The 18,597-nt window shown below is 65.1% G+C and carries 15 protein-coding genes; 7 read left to right on the forward strand and 8 right to left on the reverse strand.

All coding sequences use genetic code 11. The features are described from left to right. Positions 1-40: 40 nt before the first annotated feature. Both AC1DS6_RS04400 and AC1DS6_RS04405 read left to right on the forward strand, forming a co-directional pair. Positions 41-3,250: an ATP-binding protein gene (locus AC1DS6_RS04400; protein ID WP_477102160.1), complete on the forward strand. Its 3,210-nt coding sequence runs from the start codon at positions 41-43 to the stop codon at positions 3,248-3,250. A 50-nt stretch (positions 3,251-3,300) separates the two neighbouring features. Then, entirely contained in the window at positions 3,301-3,549 is a 249-nt protein-coding gene (locus AC1DS6_RS04405) for a nickel-binding protein (RefSeq protein WP_441632356.1), read from the forward strand. Between the two features lie 36 nt (positions 3,550-3,585). On the opposite strand, the gene AC1DS6_RS04410 is transcribed toward AC1DS6_RS04405, so the two are convergent. After that, complete coding sequence (locus tag AC1DS6_RS04410; protein WP_477102161.1) at positions 3,586-4,884, reverse strand: aminotransferase-like domain-containing protein; 1,299 nt, start codon at positions 4,882-4,884, stop codon at positions 3,586-3,588. 184 nt (positions 4,885-5,068) lie between these two features. Here AC1DS6_RS04410 and AC1DS6_RS04415 point away from each other — a divergent pair, with 184 nt between their 5' ends. Both AC1DS6_RS04415 and AC1DS6_RS04420 read left to right on the forward strand, forming a co-directional pair. After that, the gene (locus AC1DS6_RS04415; RefSeq protein WP_441632360.1) at positions 5,069-5,698 is read left to right on the forward strand and encodes a LysE family translocator; all 630 of its coding nucleotides are present in this window, start codon (positions 5,069-5,071) and stop codon (positions 5,696-5,698) included. A 45-nt stretch (positions 5,699-5,743) separates the two neighbouring features. Continuing rightward, positions 5,744-6,130 carry an antibiotic biosynthesis monooxygenase family protein gene (locus tag AC1DS6_RS04420; protein ID WP_441632362.1) on the forward strand — a complete coding sequence of 129 codons (387 nt, stop codon included), beginning with the start codon at positions 5,744-5,746 and terminating at the stop codon, positions 6,128-6,130. A 74-nt stretch (positions 6,131-6,204) separates the two neighbouring features. On the opposite strand, the gene AC1DS6_RS04425 is transcribed toward AC1DS6_RS04420, so the two are convergent. Together AC1DS6_RS04425 and AC1DS6_RS04430 are read right to left on the reverse strand one after the other, a co-directional pair. Then, the gene (locus tag AC1DS6_RS04425; RefSeq protein WP_441632364.1) at positions 6,205-7,284 is read right to left on the reverse strand and encodes a porin; all 1,080 of its coding nucleotides are present in this window, start codon (positions 7,282-7,284) and stop codon (positions 6,205-6,207) included. A 274-nt stretch (positions 7,285-7,558) separates the two neighbouring features. Next, on the reverse strand, positions 7,559-8,473 hold the full coding sequence (locus tag AC1DS6_RS04430; protein WP_441632366.1) for a LysR family transcriptional regulator: 915 nt from the start codon (positions 8,471-8,473) through the stop codon (positions 7,559-7,561). A gap of 212 nt (positions 8,474-8,685) precedes the next feature. Here AC1DS6_RS04430 and AC1DS6_RS04435 point away from each other — a divergent pair, with 212 nt between their 5' ends. Together AC1DS6_RS04435 and AC1DS6_RS04440 are read left to right on the forward strand one after the other, a co-directional pair. Further along, entirely contained in the window at positions 8,686-8,919 is a 234-nt protein-coding gene (locus AC1DS6_RS04435) for an AbrB/MazE/SpoVT family DNA-binding domain-containing protein (protein ID WP_477102162.1), read from the forward strand. Next, positions 8,906-9,334 carry a PIN domain-containing protein gene (locus AC1DS6_RS04440; RefSeq protein ID WP_477102209.1) on the forward strand — a complete coding sequence of 143 codons (429 nt, stop codon included), beginning with the start codon at positions 8,906-8,908 and terminating at the stop codon, positions 9,332-9,334. Before AC1DS6_RS04435 ends, AC1DS6_RS04440 begins: the two co-directional genes overlap by 14 nt. A 25-nt stretch (positions 9,335-9,359) precedes the next feature. On the opposite strand, the gene AC1DS6_RS04445 is transcribed toward AC1DS6_RS04440, so the two are convergent. From AC1DS6_RS04445 to AC1DS6_RS04465, 5 genes are all read right to left on the reverse strand, one after another. Continuing rightward, positions 9,360-10,514, reverse strand: coding sequence for a Wadjet anti-phage system protein JetD domain-containing protein (locus AC1DS6_RS04445; RefSeq protein ID WP_477102163.1), 1,155 nt, complete (start codon positions 10,512-10,514; stop codon positions 9,360-9,362). Further along, positions 10,498-13,821 (reverse strand): ATP-binding protein, encoded by a 3,324-nt coding sequence (locus AC1DS6_RS04450; protein WP_477102164.1) that lies wholly within the window; start codon positions 13,819-13,821, stop codon positions 10,498-10,500. The genes AC1DS6_RS04445 and AC1DS6_RS04450 overlap by 17 nt, the downstream gene beginning before the upstream one ends. Continuing rightward, on the reverse strand, positions 13,818-14,405 hold the full coding sequence (locus AC1DS6_RS04455; RefSeq protein WP_477102165.1) for a DUF4194 domain-containing protein: 588 nt from the start codon (positions 14,403-14,405) through the stop codon (positions 13,818-13,820). Before AC1DS6_RS04455 ends, AC1DS6_RS04450 begins: the two co-directional genes overlap by 4 nt. 169 nt (positions 14,406-14,574) lie before the next feature. Then, positions 14,575-16,071: a DUF3375 domain-containing protein gene (locus AC1DS6_RS04460; protein WP_477102166.1), complete on the reverse strand. Its 1,497-nt coding sequence runs from the start codon at positions 16,069-16,071 to the stop codon at positions 14,575-14,577. 761 nt (positions 16,072-16,832) lie between these two features. After that, positions 16,833-17,540 (reverse strand): GntR family transcriptional regulator, encoded by a 708-nt coding sequence (locus tag AC1DS6_RS04465; protein WP_441632368.1) that lies wholly within the window; start codon positions 17,538-17,540, stop codon positions 16,833-16,835. A 149-nt stretch (positions 17,541-17,689) separates the two neighbouring features. Between AC1DS6_RS04465 and AC1DS6_RS04470 the strand changes: the two genes are divergently transcribed. Next, positions 17,690-18,535, forward strand: a complete 846-nt coding sequence (locus AC1DS6_RS04470; RefSeq protein ID WP_477102167.1) for a fumarylacetoacetate hydrolase family protein — start codon at positions 17,690-17,692, stop codon at positions 18,533-18,535. Positions 18,536-18,597: the final 62 nt, after the last annotated feature.

An 18,597-nucleotide genomic window follows, 5' to 3' on the forward strand; every position in this document is an offset into this window, starting at 1 on the left:
ACTATCGGCTGGCACCGTTGGAATCACGGTTGGAGAAAGCGTGGCTGCCAGAGATGCCGCTTCACCGCAGGCCACTGCCCGACTGGAAATCCGCCTGCTGGGTGATTTATGCGTGACCCGCAATGGCGAGCCGCTACCGCTGCCAGCCTCCAAGCGCACTCGCGCCCTGCTGGGCTACCTGGTTTGTGCCAGCGCGGCCCAATCCCGGCAGTCGCTCTGCGACCTGCTCTGGGACGGGCCCGATGACCCGCGCGCGGCGTTGCGCTGGAGCCTGACCAAGCTTCGACCCTTGCTGGACGACGCTGGTGCCGGGGCGATCAGGCTGGTCGCGGACAGGGAGCGGGTCGCCTTTGCCGCGCAAGGCGCCTCGGTGGATATCGCACGCGTCCATGCGCTGCTTGGCGCCGGGCCCGATGCTGCCTCGCTCGAGGCGCTCGAGGAAGCTGCCCGCCTGCTGCGCGGCGAGTTCCTCGCGGGCCTCGAACTTGCGCGCTGCTACCGTTTCTATCACTGGTGCACGGCGGAGCGGGAGCGTTACGACGGCCTGCGCCGCGCCGTGCTGTGCGCGCTGGTGACGCGCCTGGACGCCACGCCCGCACTGGCGCTGCCTTACGGACGAGCCATGGTGGCCGCCGATCCGCTCGCCGAATCCGCGCATGCCACGCTGGTCTCGCTACTGGCGGCGGCCGGGCGCTATCCGGACGCCGAGCAGCACTACGCCTACGCACGGGACATGCTGCGGCGTGAGTTGTCCACGCCGCCCAATGGCCCGCTGGACGCGGCGATCCACCGCGCGCGCCGGGAGATGCAGGCCGCAGGCGCGGCGGCCTGGGAGAACAGCAACGCGCAAGAAGCGCACGGCAACGACATCCCGGCCGCTACGGCCAACGCCGCCGAGCAGCCCGCCCTGCTGAGCCGGCCATTGATCGGACGCCTGTCCGAGCGCGACGCCATCGAGCGGCTGGTAGCCGGCGGCAGCGACAGCGAAAGCGGCATACTGCTGCTCCTGCTCGGCGAGCCCGGTATCGGCAAGACCACGCTGCTCGACCATTTCGCCGGGCGTGCCGAGGCGTCCGGCTTCCAGGTCCTGCGCGGCCGCTGCTATGAGGCCGAGATGGTGCGGCCCTACGGCCTGTGGCTCGACACGCTGCGCGGCATCGCGCAAGACACCGTGCCTGCGGGCGAGGCGCAGCAGGCGGCGCCGCTGCTGGCCGGCGGCGTACTGGCTGCCGGGCACCGCGAGGGCAGCCGTGAACAACTCTTCGGCGCGGTCGCCAGCCTGCTGCGCGGGCTCGCCGCTGGCCAACCGCTGGCGCTGGCCCTGGACGACCTCCAATGGCTGGATGAAGGTTCTGCCGCGCTGCTCCATTTTCTGTGCCGCACGCTGGAAACCGGCACGCGCATGATCTTCGCCGGCGGCGCGCGGGCGGGCGAGGTCGACGACAACCCATGGGCCAACGGATTGCTCCACTCGCTGGCGCGCGAAGGCCGCCTGCTCCGGCTGCCGCTCGCCCCGCTGGCCGTGGCCGAGGTCGCTGCGTTGCTCGGCCCGGCGCTGGCCGCGATGGATCCGCTCGCCGTAGCGCGCGATAGTGGCGGCAACCCGCTGTTCGTGCTTGCCCTGGCTAACGCCAGCGACAGGGCGCGCGGCGGCAACGGCTCGCACCGTACGCTTGACGCCCTGATCGCGGAGCGCCTGGATGCGCTGGAACCCGCATCGCGCGAACTGCTGTTGCGCGCCGCCGCGATGGGCCGCGAACTGCAGCCCCGGCTGCTGGCCGAGGTGTCCGGCATTCCCCTAGCGCAATTGCTGACGACCCTGGAGCAACTGGAGCGGCGCGGACTCCTCAAGCCGACCGGCGAGGGTCACTTCGACTTCAGCCACGACGTGGTGCGCCAGGCGGCCTATCGCGCCATCTCGCCGCCCCGGCGCCGCATCATGCATCGCCTGATCGCACAGCAGCTGGTGGTGGCATGCGCGGAAGACCCCAGGCTATATGGCGAACTGGTGCACCATGCGAGTCTCGCCGACGACGCGCCGATGACCGCGCAAGCTTGCCTGGCGGCGGGCGAGCATTGCCTGCGCGTCTATGCCAACGACGAAGCTGCCCTGGTTGCCGGGCGCGGCCTGGCCCAGCTTGAGCGGCTGCCGCAGGGCGCCGAGCGCGTGCGGCTGGCGATCGGCTTGCTCAAGCTGCGCGCGGTTGCCGCTACCAGCGCCGGCGCGCGGCGCCTGCCCACGCTCATCGGCGAGATGGAAAGCGAGATCCGCGCCGCGGAAGCGCTCTCGCTGCACGAAGAAGCCGCCACCGGCCTGCATATCCTGTCGTGGTTGCGGCAGCAAGGCAACGACACCGAGGGCGCGCGGCGCGCCATCCTGGAGGCCGAGCGCATGACGCGCAAGGCCGATGCCGCCACGCGCTGCCAGCAGCTCGCCAATACCGCACGCTGCCTGCTGGAAGTGGAGACGGATCTGCCCAGGGCGCGCGCCATGATCGCCGAGGCAGACGCGCTTGCCGAGTCGCTCGACCTGCAGACGATCGAGCTGATGTGGGGCCACGGCCTGCTGGCGCGTGTCGATGGTGACCTGGCGAGCGGCCACGGGCAGGTGGCGCGCGCGGTGGCCCTTGCCAGGCAGCGGCAGGATCACTGGCGGGAGTACGAGTGCCTCGTCTGGCAGGCCACCATCGCGTTCGAGCTTGACCGCTTCGACGAGGTCGTCGGGCACAGCGCTGAGATCGAGCAGGCTGCGCGGCGCATGGGCGAGACGGGCACGGCGGGCAAGACAACCGAAGCCGCGGATGCCGTGGAGCCCGCCGCCCCGTTCGCTGGCGCGCTGGGAGCCCTTGCCAGGCTGCGTCTCGGCCAGCCCGCCGCGCAGGACGAACTGGCGGCATCGCTGGCGTCCTTGCGCAGCGTGGACGACAAGGCGCACCTCGCCTATGCGCTCAACGCCGCCGCCGCGATGGCCCTGGACCGGGGACAATGCGATGTTGCCGGTACCTGCGCGAGCGAAGCCCTGGAAGCGGCCCGCGCCGTTCGCAGGCTGACCGAAATGACGGTGGCAGCCGCCTGCCTGGTGCAGGCCGCCGCCAGCGCGGGCGACGCGGCCAGCGCGGCCGGGTGGCTCGCGGACCTGCGCTGGCTGGCGGCCGGCCACCAGCCGGGCGCGCGGGCGGCGGCGGCGCTGGATCGCGCGGTGCTGGCATGCCGTGCCATTCCAACGCTTGCGCCAACGCCGGGGCACTAGCCTACCTGCATGCACTTCCGCACTTTCCGCACCCCGACAGGAGGCCCGCCATGTCACGCATCATCGTTGAGCGCAGTTTCACCACCCCGCAATCCGACGAAGATATGAAGATCGTCGCCGACCGCGAGCGCCCTTGCCTCGCCCTCTACAACGTCACCTGGAAACGCAGCCTGATCGCTGCCGACCGCAAGCGCATGGTCTGCGAGTACGAGGCCGCCGATGCCGAGACGGTACGCAAGATCCAGCACGAAGCGGCGGCGAGCTTCGATCGTGTCTGGGTGGGCGATGTCATCGAGTGAGGGCGAACCGCGCCGGGCGGCTAGGCGGCTAAACGGCTAAGCGGCCGCCGCCCGGCGCACCTTCATCAGCGCGTCTTCCAGGGCTTCATGTGAGATGGAGCCAATGGCGAGCCGCAACGCATGCGGCACGTTGGGCGTAACGGCGAAAGGCTCCGCGGTTGTCACCAGGACGCCTTCGCCCTCCAGCGCGGCGGCGACGCGGTCGGCGCGCAGGTCCTCGGGCAAGGTCAGCCAGAGATAGTAGGACGAGCGGTGCGCCACGATATCGCTGCCGCGCAGCACGCGGCGCGCCAGGCTTTGGCGCAGCCGCGCGTCCTTGCGTTTCCGGTCTTCCAGATCGTCGACCTGACCGGTTTCGATCCAATGGCAGCCAAGCGCCACGGTGAGTGACGGGGTGTTCCATGTCGAGACACGGATGGCGCGCTCGATCGCCGGCACCAGCGCGGCGGGGGCTGCGACAAACCCCACGCGCAGGCCGGATGCCACGCTCTTCGACAGGCCCGATACATAGACCGTCCGCATGGGTGCGTAGGTAAAGACCGGCTTTGGCGCCGGCTCGGCAAGGAAGGCATACGCACCGTCCTCGATGATCAGGAAATCGTGACGCGCGGCCAGTTCGGCCAGACCGATGCGTTCCGCCTCCGCCATCACCGTGCCCAGCGGATTGTGCATCGTGGGCATGGCGTAGACCGCGCGTACCGGACGCCGCTTGCAAAGCGCGGCCAGCCTGTCCACGTCCATGCCGCCAACCGTGTGCGGCACCGGCTCCAGATCGAGGCGATGCGCCTGAGCCAGCATCTTCATGCCCGGATAGGTCAACGCATCGACGGCCAGTACATCGCCCGGCTTGAGCAGCGCCATCACCGTCACGGCCAGTCCCTGCTGCGCGCCGTTGACGATCAGCACCTGATCGCCGCCCACCCGGATACCCCGGTTGCGCAGGTGCCGGGCCGCCGTCTGCCGCTCGTGCGGCCGCCCGCCCTGCGGCGCCGAGTGAAGCAGCGCATCGAGATCGCCCGAGGCGGCGATGGTGCGCAGGCCGTCCCGGAGCATATCGGCCTGGCCCGGCAAGGACGGATAGTTGAAGGTGAGATCCACCGCGCCGAAGCGCGCGGGATGCTGCTCCATGCCCAGGCCGCGCGGCAGCGACGTGTCCCGCACGAACGTCCCCCGGCCCGTCTCGCCGACGACGAGTCCGATCGATTCCAGTTCCTTGTAGATGCGCGAAGCCGTGGCCAGGGCGATGCCATGCTGCTTCATCAGGGCACGAACGGTCGGCAGCTGCGTGCCTGGCGGCAACATCCCCTCGCGGATGCGGCCGGCGATCTCGTCCATGATGGTTTTGTACCGGGTCGGTGCGGGGATCATCCTCTGCCTTCTGCGTTCTGCCTTCCGCTTTCTGCCTTGTCTTTGTATCTAGAACAATTTTTTGTTTGTACCAGACACAAAGATTACGCTACCACCCTCATCAACGTAAAGGGCTCCGGCGGGCTTCCACGAGCACCGGGGAGTTGCAGGCATGATCGAACTCGCAACCTTGTCCGTATTCGCCGCGGCAGTGATGGTCCTGCTGCTGTCACCCGGGCCAAACATGGCCTTTGTCATGGCGCACGGCATCACCTACGGAGCAGGCGGCGGCACCGCCGCGGCGCTGGGCATCGCGGCGGCGGACCTTGTGCTGACCGTCCTGACCGCCACCGGCATCACTGCCGTCATCGCCGCGTGGCCGCCCGCCTTCGACCTCATCCGCTACGCCGGCGCCTTATACCTGCTGTGGATGGCCTGCAAGGCGCTGCGCCGCCCCCTTGCGCCGCTGGGCACGGTGGCACAGCAAGCCTCGTTGATATCCGTTTTTTTCCGGTCCACGCTAAACAGCCTGTTGAACCCGAAAGCCCTGCTGTTCTTCATGGTCTTCCTGCCGCAGTTCGTCGACCCGGCCAAGGGGAACGTAGCCAGGCAACTGGTTGTCCTTGGCTGCGTGCTGACGCTGATCAGCACCGTCTTTCACGCGCTGCTGGGCGCGGCCGGCGGCTCGGCGCGCCGTTTCCTGAGCCGCAATCCGCGCGCCGCCATCTTCCAGAAGTACGGGCTGGCGGTGGTGCTGGCGCTGCTGGCGCTAAGGCTGATCGCCATGCCGAGGGCGTCCTAGGCCGACAGCCCCATCCCCAAGCAAACCAGCAACGGAGAGCATGAGATGTACATCGCAGCCTTTATCTACAAGCCAGGCGAGACCGACGAGGAATTCAGGCGATTGAGCGCGGTCATCGACGAAGTGGCGGCCGCCAGCCCCGGGTTTCTGGGCGCCGAGTCATGGCGCTCGCCGGACGGCAAGCTGGTCAACGCCAGCTACTACTGGCGGGACCAGGAAGCCCTGCGTGCCTTCGCCACCGACCCGCGGCACCTGGACGCGAAGCGCCAGTACCGCAAATGGTATGACGGCTATCACGTCGTGGTATCCAGGGTGGAGCGCGTCTACGGCGACGGCAGCCTTCAGCACCTCACCCGCTTCGGCGAAGCAGAGAAAAAAGGCCAGTCGATCAACCGGCCCAACGATCCTCGCGGCAAGGCAAGGTCGATATGATGATTGGCGGCATCCTCCCCAGGAAGGAGCCGCCGGTCAGCGCGGCGCCCCCGGCAACCGCGCATGCGCTCCGCTCAGAAGCGGTGACGCATGCCGACGGTGGCGCCGGTCTGGTTCGCGCCCGGCAATGCCGTGCCGCTGCCGTTCAGGCCCAGCGTGGAGCCGGACTTGTTCTTCACATAACCCACGTTCAGGTAGGCGTCGGTGCGCTTTGACAGCGAGTAGTCGGCCGACAGCACGAACATCCACGGATCCGCGTCGCTGTCCTTCATGTCGGTGTAGTAGGCCGCGCCCGTCAGTTGCAAGGCGGGGGTGAACTTGTACTGCGCGCCGGTCCAGTACACATTGCTGCGGGTGACGGCGGCCGTGGCGCTTGCCGTGCCATCGTCACGCAGCCAGCGATAGCCGGCAAACACCTTGGCATCGCCAAAGGCATAAGCCGCGCCAATGGCGGCGCGCTTGGCGCTGCGATCCTTCAATGCGACGGAAGAACCCTGGAACTGGTCATAGGCGGCGCCGACCGAGAAGCCACCCGCTGCGTAGGCCAGGCCCGCGCCGTAGTTGCGGCCGACCTTGCTTTCGCCCGGCACTTCGCTGCCATTGGCCACGGTGGCATCGCGCCCGGTGCTGTAGAAGCCGGTAGCGGTCAGGCCGCCGAACTTGCCGGTGTACTTGATGGCGTTGTCCGCACGGCCGTTGAACTGCGAATCGACGCTGTTGAGCGAGTAACGCGGGCCGACGGCCATCGGATCATAGGCACCGAACAGGTCATACAGCGAGTTCTGCTGGCGGCCCAGCGTGACGGCGCCGAAATTGCCCTGCAGGCCGACATAAGACTGGCGGCCAAACAGGCGGTTGCCCTGGCCGGACGTGCCGGAGTCGATATCGAAGCCGCTTTCCAGCACGAAGATACCCTTCAGGCCGCCGCCCAGGTCTTCGGTGCCGCGCAGGCCCCAGCGCGAGCCGGACAAGTTGCCGGAGTTCATGCGCGTGACCGTGCCGCCCGCGGAGCCGGCGGCAGGCATGTGGTTGATGACTTCAATGCCGACGTCGGCGATGCCGTACAGCGTGACGCCGGACGCGGTTTGGGCGAACGCTGCGCCGGATGCTGCAGCTGCTGCTGCGGCAGTCATTGCAAGGAGAGCTTTCTTCACTGGATTTTCTCTGTCTTATGGATGGATGAGGCGGTCTGCCACCGCCCGCGGGCAACCATGCGGGAAACGCCATGAACCGCACCCGTAGCGGTGAGACGCATTGTCCATGTCTTATATGAAAGCCATATGTCTAATGGCCGAATGTCTTGTATTGATGTCATTCAGGTGAGAGCGAGAGCGGGCGCAGACAGGCGCAAGCAGGCACCGGCCGGGTATGGCACGCCATGATGTAAATGGTTGCGCGCCCGTTGCGCGCGAAGCGTGTCGCCGCGGGCTAGGCAGGGAACGGGTAATCGGCGTCGAACGCCGCGAAGCGGGCCTGCAGGAACTCGATCAGGCGGCGCTGCCGGTAAGACGGAAACCGGCTTTGCAGGAACACCAGTTGCAGCGGCACGCTGTCCTGGTACCAGTCGGGAAACAGGAGCACCAGGCGGCCGGCACTGACGTCGGCCGCCACATCGAACCAGCTTTTGAACGCGATGCCGTGGCCCGCCAGGGCCCAGTCGCGCACCACGGCGCCATCATCGCTGGTGCGCCGCCCGTTGGCTTCCACCTCCACCCTCGTCTGGCGCGAACGGAACGGCCAGCGCATGCGCGCCTGGCCACCCGGTGCCAGGCACAGCATCTGGTGCTGCGCCAGCGCGTCGGGCGAAGCCGGTGTACCGCAGCGCTTGAGATACCCCGGCGCGGCCACCGCAACGCGCCGCGTCAAGGCAAGCTGCCGGCGCACCAGCCCCGAATCCTCCAGCCAGCCCACCCGCACGGCCAGGTCGACGTTGCTGCGATAAAGATCGGCGAGCGTATCGCCGATGGACAACTCAAGCGAAAGCTGCGGATGCGCCAGCAGGAAATCGTCCAGCCAGCCTCGCAGCAAGGTGCGCCCGAGGTCCGCCGGCGCCGACAATCGCAGCGGCCCTGCGAGTTCCTCTCGCTGTTCCGCCAGCGCGCCCTCGCCCTCCTCCAACGCCGCCAGTGCCTTGCGTGCGGCCTCCAGGAACACGCGCCCCTCCTCGGTCAGGCGCATGCGGCGGGTGGTGCGGGCGAACAAGCGCGCGCTCAGGCGCTGCTCAAGCCGGATCAACGCCGCACTGGCCGTGGCCGCGGTACGGCCCAGCTCGCGGGCGGCGGCGGAGAGGTTTTCAAGTTCGGCGGTGCGGACAAAAAGTCGCAGGTCGTCTAGGGAGTACATTCAAAACCGGTTTGATGAAATTGCCTGGGCAGGCGAAATTATCAAACGAGCAACGCAGTGCCGCAAGACGGCCGCGATGAGCACATCGGATGGATGCCGGCTCAGAAAATGCCATAAGCGGCACACATCGGCCTGCTCCTCTTGATGGCACGCACTGAACGATATACATTTAAAACGTATATCTTCCGCAATTTCTTCAGGAGAAGCCAAGCATGCAAGTCTGCAAATGGGGCAATAGCCTGGCCATCCGCCTGCCCGCCACGGTAGTGGCGGCACTGGAACTGCATGAAGGCGACGACATTGAAGTCGTGATCGCCGACGAACGGGTATTCCAGGTCCGGAAGAAGTCCGGCAGCGCCGCCTACCTGGCGAAACTAAGGCAGTTCCGGGGCCGCCTGCCGGCCGATTTCAAGTTTGACCGGGACGATATCAATGCCCGATCATAAGGCGTTCATCGATAGCAACGTGCTGCTGTACCTGTTGTCCGCCGATGCGGAAAAGGCGGATCGTGCCGAAGCCATCGTCCAGGCCGGCGGCAGGATCAGCGTGCAGGTGTTGAACGAAATCACCAGCGTGGCGCGCCGCAAGCTGGCGATGCCATGGACCGAGGTGAACGAAGTCGTGACACTGATTCAGTCCCTGTGCCCGGTAGAGGCGCTCACACTTGGAACGCATGACAAAGGAAGGCAAATCGCCGAACGCTACGGATTCAGCGTCTACGATGCGATGATCGTTGCAGCGGCCCTGCTGTCCGACTGCAAGATCCTGTATTCCGAGGATATGCAGGATGGCATGCTGATTGAACAGGGATTGCGTATCTGCAATCCGTTTGCCGAAGCGCCATTTTCCGGGGCGGCTTGAACGGCCTGAACTGGCCGCGCAGGCGTCAACCCGGCGCTCCACCGTGCCACGCACGCAGGGCCGCGGCGACCGGCTCGGGCGGCAAGAACTCCTGCTCGAGGCGCCCTCGCTCCTGCCTGTGCAAATACTGGTAAAAATCCCCCTCAGCGACGCTCAGTCCCTCGGGCGTCTCGATACTGGCAGGCACAGGCTCCGCTACCGCCAACGACGCAGCGTATTGATCAAAGCAGGCCCGATCCATCTGCACCGCGGCCACGCTAGCCAGGGCCTGCCGTGCCCTGGCTAGCATCGTCAGCCCCCATGTATCCATGTCGCCCCAATAAGCGACATGCTTGTGCGCTAACCATTGGGCCTGCATCCAGCCGAGGTTCAAGCCTGCCCCGAGGACGGCGACGGTACCCGCCAACGCCGGCAATTGATGCAGGCAGCGCTCATTCTCCACGATCAGGATATGGCTGACGGCCTCCGGCAACAGGCCAAGTTCACTGACACGCACACGCTGCAGGCGAAACGGCAGCAGTCCTGGCGCCAGCGGCACCAACAGGAGCCAATTATCGCTGTCATCGGCCGCATCCAGGAAGGACTCCAGCCCGACTTCGGTCGCCATTCCATCAAACCGCACATCGAGCATCTGGATCAATAAGGCGCGATTGCGTTCGATGAACTTGCTGTCAATATTGCAAACGGTCAACGCCCGCAGCGGACGTCCCCCGGCGCAGCCTGGCACCAGGGCCAGTGCGACCTGGCTCGTCTTGGCGACTTCGCCCGCCGGGCGGTCTACCGCCAGGCGGCGTTGGCGCAGAATCAAGGCGCGGAAGAGCGGATCGACAGCCTGCACCAACTGGCCCAGCACCCGGTATTCCGCCTGGATCGCCGCGTCCCCGGTGGCCGCGACCCATTCCGAAGGCGTGCGCAATTCCCAGCTCAGCGGCAGTTCGACTGGTGCATCGCCGGCTCGGTAGGCCACGGCCTGCCAGACAACCTTTCCGACTTGTATCTGGCGCCAGCGCTGCACATGCTGCCTGACCAGCCCAGTCTCATCGGCAAAGGCCCTGGCGCTCGGTCTGCCTATGGGCAAGATAAGCGGCCAGCTATCGGCCTGGAGCAAGCGAGCCATGCGCACATCGGCGGATTGCCAATGCCTGGCCAGCTTCGCTGCCAATTCATCCGGTGACTTCATCTTGGCTGCTTTGTCTAGAGCGGGCGAGCACATCCAGTTCTTCCCAGCTCAGCGATGTCATGGTGGCCTGCTGCCCTCTGCGGTGAATCAGGATCGCGGAGCGGGTGTGCGCGCGCAGCAGGCGCATTTCCTTGTTCGGCGTGACGAACAGCGGATGCAGGCCGAACTCCCGCAACGCCGAAATAATCCGCCCGGCCACGGCCTGCGAGCTTTTCGAGAAAGCTTCGTCCAGCACGATAGTGCCGAATAGCGGCTTGCTCCCGCCATCCGGGCACAGGGCATAGCTCAGCGAGGCGGTCAGGATATAGCTGGCGATGATTTCCTTCTCGCCGCCGCTTCCGCCCTGCGAACCGGTGCGGGTTTCCACGACCGCGCCCGTGCCGCGTTCGATCACCGACACGGCAAACTGCAGGCGATAGCGTGGATCCAGCAGCGCTCGCGCGCCAACCGTAGTCCGGCGCTCGCTGGCATCGCGCAGCAGCGTAACCACATGCGCCAGGGCTCTGAAATGGCTTTCGCCTTGATCATCTTGCAACGCGGCCGAGCGCAAGGAGCGCTGAGCCTGCTGCAGCGTTTTCAAGCTCTCGTGTACCACCCGGCGCGGATCCAGCCGCAGGTAGCGCCCTGACTGGAAATCCACTCGACGCATGGTGTTGTTTAGATCTTCGATACGTTCCTCAATGATCGCCACTTCGTTCTCGATACTGCCAAGCAACTGGGTTACGCCCTGGTCGGAGGACTGGTTGAGGTAGTTCAGGAAGCGCTGCAGCTTCTCTGGCAGCGCCTCTTCGTTCAGCATCTTCAAGCGCGCCAGGTATTGCGGCACGTCCTCCAGTTCGGAGCCGACGTCGGACAAGGCGCCGGTATCCTCGCCCAAGGCTTGTCCCATGGCGCGGACCAAATCCTTCTCGCAACGAACAAGGGCTTCGGCAATCTTTCGAAGCTGCCCACGCAACCGCCCTTCCGCCTCAGTCTCATGCTCTTCCAACGCGTCGACCTGCTGCACATCGGATAAGTCGAAATGCTGCTTTGCCAGTACCTGCTGTTGCGCGTCTAGCCCATCGCCGCTTCGCCGGTAGGCACGCTCGCGCTGCGTCAGCGCCGTCTCGCGATCCCGGCGCAAGCCGGCCTGGACGACGCGGCTGTTCTCGCGCGCCTCGTTTGTCCTGGTCAACTTCGTCTTGGCGGATTCCCAATCCCGTTTTGCCTTGGCGGTATCCGATGCCGGGTCCGCCAAGCCAGCCAGGCGCTTGAGCGAACTGGCCAACGCGCGCTCAGCTTCCGGCAGATCGATATCCTGGAACTGGACACTTAGCAGCCGCTCCAGCAGTCCCACGCGAGCGCGCCGTGCGCTCACATCGGCCCTCGCCGCCTCGAACAGTGCCTGGAACCCCTTTCGCGCCGAAGCAGCATCCTGCAACTGCTGCTGGAGCGCGGCCAGGCTGTCCTTGTTGTCGAAGCCGGTCATCCACCCCTGGTTCAAGGGCGTCTTGTCCTGCTTCTCAAAAAAGCCGCTCTTGCCTGACATCAGGCCCTGGGCCGTCATGCCATGCGGCGTAAGTTTCAACGTCTCGGGGGAGGCCACGCAATGCCGATCGATGTTTGCCAGGAATTGCTGCACTGCCTCCCTGTAGTCATGGCCCTTGAAATTCAGCTTCTGCGTGAAACCGTCCGCGTAGAACGCCACAGCCTGCGTCGGCACCTGGACCTCCAGCAAGCGAACATGCAACCGGTTGTCGCGCCCATTCACCCAGGAAAGCGCCGCGCTCATCGCCTCCGGCGGCACCATCAGACGCAGGCGGTGCCCACCGAGCGCGCGCTCGATGGCGCCGCGCCATTGAGCCTGTTTTGCCTGTACTTCAACCAACTCCGCCACGAACGGCAATGCAGCTTCAGCCAGGTCCAGGTGTGCGGCTAGTTCATTCCTGAACTGCTGGTACGGTCCCGGGATATTGGAGCCCGGCCGTGCCTGCGCCTGCGCCAGGGATGTCTCCAGTTCGGAGACCACCTTCTCGCTGGCCGCCACGTTCGCCCCCAACGAAAACACCTTGCTCTCCTGCTCGGCTAGCCCCTCTTCCCCCTGCATCTTCAGTTGGCCAGCCTGCGATTGATTCGCGTCGAAGGCATCCAGCGTGAGCGCCCCATCGAGTCCGAGGGACTTCGTCAGGCGCAGATAGTCCTGCGCATGTCGCTGCAGGGTCTCGCGGTGCTTGCGCTGCAGCGCGATCTGGGCTTCCAGTAGTTCGACACTGCTTCCGCCGCTCTGCAGGTACAGATCGCGCAGTTGTTGTTCCTCGGCCTCCTGGCCGGCAGCTTCGGTGGCCAGCGCCTCGATGCGTTGCGCGCACAGTTCGATCTGCCGCTCAAGATAGATCGCCCGGTCCCCCCAGAGCTGGTGCGCGCGAAGCGCATAGCAGATCGGCAGCATGGCGATCAGGTCGAGCTGAATCTCCTGTTGTTGCCGGTACTCGCTGCGCGACTGCCACCCCTTCTCGACCGGAAGCAGGGACTCCCGCTGCCTGCGCGCAATCTCCAGTTCCTGGTGGATCGCGGCCAGATCGTCGAACTCGGACGCCACTTCCGCGGCGCGCTGGAACGCCGTACGGTCATCGAGCACCAGTTCGCGAAACAGCTCGTCGATGCTGTTCAGCTGCTTGAGACCGGCAGCACGGTTCAGCAAGGTGAAGGCGTTCTCACCCACCTCGAAGAAACGGCGCAGTTGCGCGACATAGGCCTTCTTGTTCTCGAAAACCTGCAGATCGGCAAGCTCCCGCCCTAGCTGCTTCAGTGCGCGCTTGCCGCCAGCGTGGTGTGCTTCGAGCCACTCATCGAGCCCTTGCCGCTCCTGCCGGGAGATCAACCAGATCCTGTCAAGGTCGGCCGCCGCCGAACTACTACCCTCCAGCGTAAAGATGCCTGCGATGGTCAAACGCACGTTGCCGTTGCCAAAGCTCGCGGCGATGGCCGACACGGTTTTGCCCGGCCGGGCGATATGGTCGGTATCGCCAGCACGTCCCGCGCCGGAGACGCCGCGTACATAGGACACCAGATCGCGATCGCTCTCGTGTCCGCCGGTGGATGCCAGGTTGTAGCGCGGCTGAGCCGCGATCAATGTCATCAGAGCATCGACCAGCGTCGTCTTGCCACTACCGGTTTGCCCGATGATGGCGGTACCCTCGATATCGATCTCGGCATGGTGCCGTCCGCCAAACGGCCCCCAGTTGTAGACGTCAATATGCGTGAGCACATAGGCCGCGGAAGGCAGCAACTCCTCGATTGACGGATGCCCTGCCTGGGGAGGCGTCATGCGGCGTCCTCCGGATCGTTCGATACGCCGCCGTCGCCAGCGCCCGCAGGCTGCGCCGCATGCTTAAAGGCCTGCAACAGGCTTTGCAGGTTCTCGGGATTGGCAAGATGCACGATGATGGGCCGGATGGCGACCTGGTCGTGCGGATCAACTTCGGAAACAATGCCATGCGGCTTGAGCTTCTCCAGCAAGGTGCGCAAACGCTGCTGCTCGCGCGCATCGCTGCCCAGATTACCCAGGTACAACTGCAATTGCGGCAGCAGATCTTCCAGTGCCACCTGGGCATCCCCGGCCCCGATCCCGCCTTCCTGTTCATGCGCCACATAGTGCTGGCGCAGCAAAGCCACCAACAAAGATTGTTCGAGTGTCAAGCGTTGGCGGCGCACCAGAGGATGCGACCACTCGTCCTCCGCCTCCAGAAACAAAGGTTGTGCCACCACCAGAAAGGCCAACCCTCGCACATCGTCGATCTTCAACGCCAGGTCCAGCGGCTCCAGGATGCGATCGATATCGGCGGCATGGGTGGTAGCGATGCGATAGAGATTGGGCTTTTTCGCCGCCTCCAGCAGCCCGAGCTTGAGCAACTCCTGGCAGGTATCCTTGACCTGCCGCGGGGTGATGGCAAGCCCGCTCTCCGCGCCGGCTTGCGCGGGGGACGGCACTGGAACGTCTTCCTCACGGTATCGCGAAGACGAATCGCCCGTTGCGGCAAGCTCATCCGCCGCGGTCAAGGCATCGAAAATGCTCGCCATGCTATATCTCCATATCCAAGTCACGCAGGTGCTCGGCACCCAACTCCACCTGCGGCACCTGAAAACGCAGGGCAATCCCGTCCCGGCCAAGCACATCGACGCTCTCGCGCTGCCGATGCACCGGAGCATCGGCCTCTCTCGCCATACTCAACCACAACGCGATCGACTCCAGATCATGGGTCGGCGGCAGATGGTGCGCCAGCTCGGCAATGCCCATGGCCTGCCCGGTCTCCTCCAGCAGAGCCAACGTCCGCTTGATCAATGCCGGGCGGTCGAGGCTATCGAACGCATTCCAGAAATCGTCATCGATCAGCGTCGGATCCACGCCTCGCGCGCCAAGTTCGAGGCTCGGTTGCTCATCGTCCTCGCTGGCCTTGAAACGAAGCCGCTCCACCAGTGGCAGCCCCGACACCGCGATGGCGACCGGCGGCAAAGCGCCGGCCTGGCGGCGTACCGCAGCGCTGCCCCAGTCCATCGCCAGGGCTTGTTGCAGGATGTCGTTAACCAGTTCGCCAACCCGATGATGCTCGGCCGCCAGGCCCGTCTTGAGGAAGCCCTTGACATCCCGCTCACTACGGGCCCTGGCGCGAATCACCGCCGCCGACTCGTCCACCAGGCGAATGATCAACCAGCGCAATTCACCTTGCTGCTGCGAATTCAAGGCAGACCGGGTAGCTGGATGCCTGATGATGGAACGCAGACGATGCTTCATTGCGTCCAGCTCCGCCGAACGCCCCAACTGCTGTTGGAAGCCATGAAACACTTGACCTTCCGGCGTCTGCAGCAGGCCATCGTGGCTATTCAGCAACTTGTCGACGATCTCGCCTCGGTGGTTGCGCTCGCTGACAATCGATTGCCGCAGCCGACGATCCGCCTCGCGATACGAATCCTCCACCCGCCGAAAATCCGCCCGCAAGCTGGTCGCCAAGTTGAATATCTCGCGAATTCCCTCGGCTGCCTCGACATCGCTCAGGACCTTGACCTCACCTGCGTTGACCGCGGCCAGTTCGGTTTCGAGATCGGCGATCTTGCGCTGCAAATGCCTGGCCCGGCTGCGCGGATCCGGATTCAGACTTGACTCCAGATTCTCGATCTCCCGCTGCACGATGGACAAGCGCGATGCGGTTGACGTCATCAACCGGCCGTCGAGTCCGGTTACGAACCTCAGCGCTTCTTCCAGTGCGTCGGTAGCATACAGGCGCCCCTCCCGCTCGATCACCAGCGCGCGCCGAATCCAGGCGCGCAATTCCTTGCGCGCTGCTGCCGCGCTGTCGTCAGCTTCGACGCCGAATTCGTCGCTATTGGCATGCTGCTCCAGCAGTGTCGCCAAGGCCTGCTGAGCCTCTTCGAAGACGATCCCGTCGTGACTCTTCTCGAACAGCGTCTGCAGACAGCTCAGCACCAGCGGTGAACTGCGCGCCGCGAGCAATTGCCAGGCTGGATGCTGGCGCCGGGCCTGGACATATTGCTGCGTACGTTGCTTCCAATCGAGATCCATCTCGCTGTCAATGTGTGTGCTTTCGTCGGCAAGGAGCAGAGGAAATCAGCTCAATCGAAGGAGCGACCCTTTTGGCGTAACGGCGTAACGGCGTCACGCCGACCACCAGAACGCGCTCGGATTGAGGATGCTATCAGACAGACGCCAGAAGTTGCCAGGAAACGGGCCGCGCCGAACCGCCATGCCAGCACTGCGCCGGCTATGCGCGTTCTCCCCGCACCGCCTCGGTTAGCTCGGGCCATCGGCATTGCCATAGACGCTGCCGAAGCTCGTCACGTTGCCCTGTGCATGCTCCAACGCCTGCTACCGGCTGGTCCTGCTGCTGGAATTGCTACCCGCGATGCTCTCACCCAGCGCATTGCCAAAATCGCCTACCAGCAACGCCCCAGATGAAAGCTCGCCGACTGGCCGGCACAGCATCGCAAGCGACGCGACGAGTCCGAGCACGCAGGCCACACGCACATGAGCCGGGATATGCATAAGGGAGAATGGCGGAGCGACACCAGAAGCGTTTCGATAGCAGGCGATGCCATAAGGGAAGAAGCCACTATCAGACCAGCGTCGGAATGAGTTGAAAGAGATTGCTCGCGAATGAAGGAGGAAACTTCGGAATGGCGGGCGCCAATTTTCCCAAAGCGCTGGCAGGTACGCCCTGTCAGCGATATGGGCAAAGGACTCGCCCTGTTGCGCTGAGTTTACGGCCAGGAAAAATGAAATGTTAAAGCGCATCGCAAAGACATGCTGCAACGCCAAAGCACCGTCTAGTCATCCCGCCCGACAGCCGCCTGAATAAATTCCGCCGTCTGCCAGTAGTGCCGCGTCAGCAATGACACTGCCCGCTCAACATCCCCGGCCAATACCGCTTCAGCCACAGCCGCATGCTCCGCATGCACATCCCGCACGCCATAGGCATTGCGGATCGAGCATTGCCTGTATCGATAGGCCTGGTCGGCAAGCTCCTCGCTGAATTGCCGGAGCCAGCGGGAGCGGCAATTCGCGATCAGGCTGCGATGGAACTCGCGGTGCAGCCGCTCCCACTCCCGGTTGGGTACGTAGGTATCGTCCTGTGCCGAGCGCGGGGTTCGCGAGAGCCGGTGCAAGGCCAGCACGATCTGCTCTTCCCATTGCGTCGACGGATGCGCCATCGCGTCTTTCAGCGCCATCTGGTCGATGTCGGCGCGGGTGCGCGTGAGCGCTTCGAGCTCGTCGAGGTCCACCGGAGCGGCCGTGAAGCCGCGCTGGTCGTGGCGCACTACCAGCCCTTCCGCGGCCAGCCGGCTCAGCGCTTCGCGCACTGGCGTGTTGCCGGCGGCGTAGCGCTCGCAGATGGTTTCGATACGCAGCTTGACACCCGGCTCGATGCCACCCGTGAGGAGGTCATCCCGCAATCGTTCATAGACGGAGCTGGCAACCGTGACGGCCGGCGTCCTGGCTCCGGTGGCTGCGGTTTCGGGAAGTGACGGTGACATGGTGCGCATCGGGAGATTTTATCGATTTTCGTCACGCGTTGATACGTGCGGCCCTGATGTAAACCCTAATCTCAAAAAATATCGATATTTAATAGCATATTAATAAATATCGATATTTTGCGATGTTCGAAACCTGGATGGAGTGTGCGATGCGGCTGGCAAGATATGAATTCGAGGGGAAGATCTGCCTCGGGGTGGTGGACGGTGCGGAGATCGTCGAGACCGTGGCGGGTGTCGCGGACTGGAGCGAGTGGTTCGCGCTGCCCGATGCGGCGCGAGGCCGCCTGTCCGAATCCCTGGCGGGGGCAAGGCGCCTGCCGCTTGCCGCGGTGCGGCTGCTGACCCCGCTGGCAAGGCCGGGCAAGATCATCTGCCTTGGCCTGAATTACTACGATCACGCCGCGGAAGGCGGGAATGCGAAACCGGAATACCCGGCCTTTTTCTTCCGCGGCGCCACGTCCCTGCTGGCGACGGAAGCCCCGATCCAGCGCCCGCGCTGCTCCGACAAACTCGACTATGAAGCGGAACTCGCGGTCGTCATCGGCAAGCGGGTGCGGCATGCCAGCCGCACCGATGCGCTGAACTGCGTGGCCGGATACGCCTGCTTCAACGATGCGTCGCTGCGCGATTACCAGCGCAAGACGGCGCAGTGGACGATCGGCAAGAATTTCGATGCCACCGGGGCGTTCGGGCCGTGGATCGTGACACCGGACGCATTGCCGGCGGGCGCCGCCGGCCTGCGCATTCAGTCCCGCCTGAACGGGCAGGTCATGCAGGATTCCAACACCAGGCACATGATCTGGGACGTGGCGGAAACCATTGCCCTGCTGACGGAATGCCTGACCCTGGAGCCGGGCGACGTGATCGCCATGGGCACGCCCGCCGGCGTGGGCTATCCGCGCACGCCGCCGGTGTTCATGAAGCCCGGCGACAAGATCGAGATTGAGATCGATGGCATCGGCGTGCTTTCCAACCCTGTCGTGGACGAGCCCTGACGCGCGCGCCGGCGACTCGCGTTCGGCGGCGCCTGCAGCGGGCCCCGCGCTGAAGGCCGCCC

It is taken from the genome of Cupriavidus sp. 05L310 (genome assembly GCF_056398185.1).

Coding starts and splice junctions, on each gene's coding strand:
- AC1DS6_RS04405 (WP_441632356.1), top strand. CDS start 3,301: ATGTCACGCATCATCGTTGAGCGCAGTTTCACCACCCCGCAATCCGAC.
- AC1DS6_RS04410 (WP_477102161.1), bottom strand. CDS start 4,884: ATGGACGAGATCGCCGGCCGCATCCGCGAGGGGATGTTGCCGCCAGGC.
- AC1DS6_RS04415 (WP_441632360.1), top strand. CDS start 5,069: ATGATCGAACTCGCAACCTTGTCCGTATTCGCCGCGGCAGTGATGGTC.
- AC1DS6_RS04420 (WP_441632362.1), top strand. CDS start 5,744: ATGTACATCGCAGCCTTTATCTACAAGCCAGGCGAGACCGACGAGGAA.
- AC1DS6_RS04430 (WP_441632366.1), bottom strand. CDS start 8,473: ATGTACTCCCTAGACGACCTGCGACTTTTTGTCCGCACCGCCGAACTT.
- AC1DS6_RS04435 (WP_477102162.1), top strand. CDS start 8,686: ATGCAAGTCTGCAAATGGGGCAATAGCCTGGCCATCCGCCTGCCCGCC.
- AC1DS6_RS04440 (WP_477102209.1), top strand. CDS start 8,906: ATGCCCGATCATAAGGCGTTCATCGATAGCAACGTGCTGCTGTACCTG.
- AC1DS6_RS04445 (WP_477102163.1), bottom strand. CDS start 10,514: ATGAAGTCACCGGATGAATTGGCAGCGAAGCTGGCCAGGCATTGGCAA.
- AC1DS6_RS04450 (WP_477102164.1), bottom strand. CDS start 13,821: ATGACGCCTCCCCAGGCAGGGCATCCGTCAATCGAGGAGTTGCTGCCT.
- AC1DS6_RS04460 (WP_477102166.1), bottom strand. CDS start 16,071: ATGGATCTCGATTGGAAGCAACGTACGCAGCAATATGTCCAGGCCCGG.
- AC1DS6_RS04465 (WP_441632368.1), bottom strand. CDS start 17,540: ATGTCACCGTCACTTCCCGAAACCGCAGCCACCGGAGCCAGGACGCCG.
- AC1DS6_RS04470 (WP_477102167.1), top strand. CDS start 17,690: ATGCGGCTGGCAAGATATGAATTCGAGGGGAAGATCTGCCTCGGGGTG.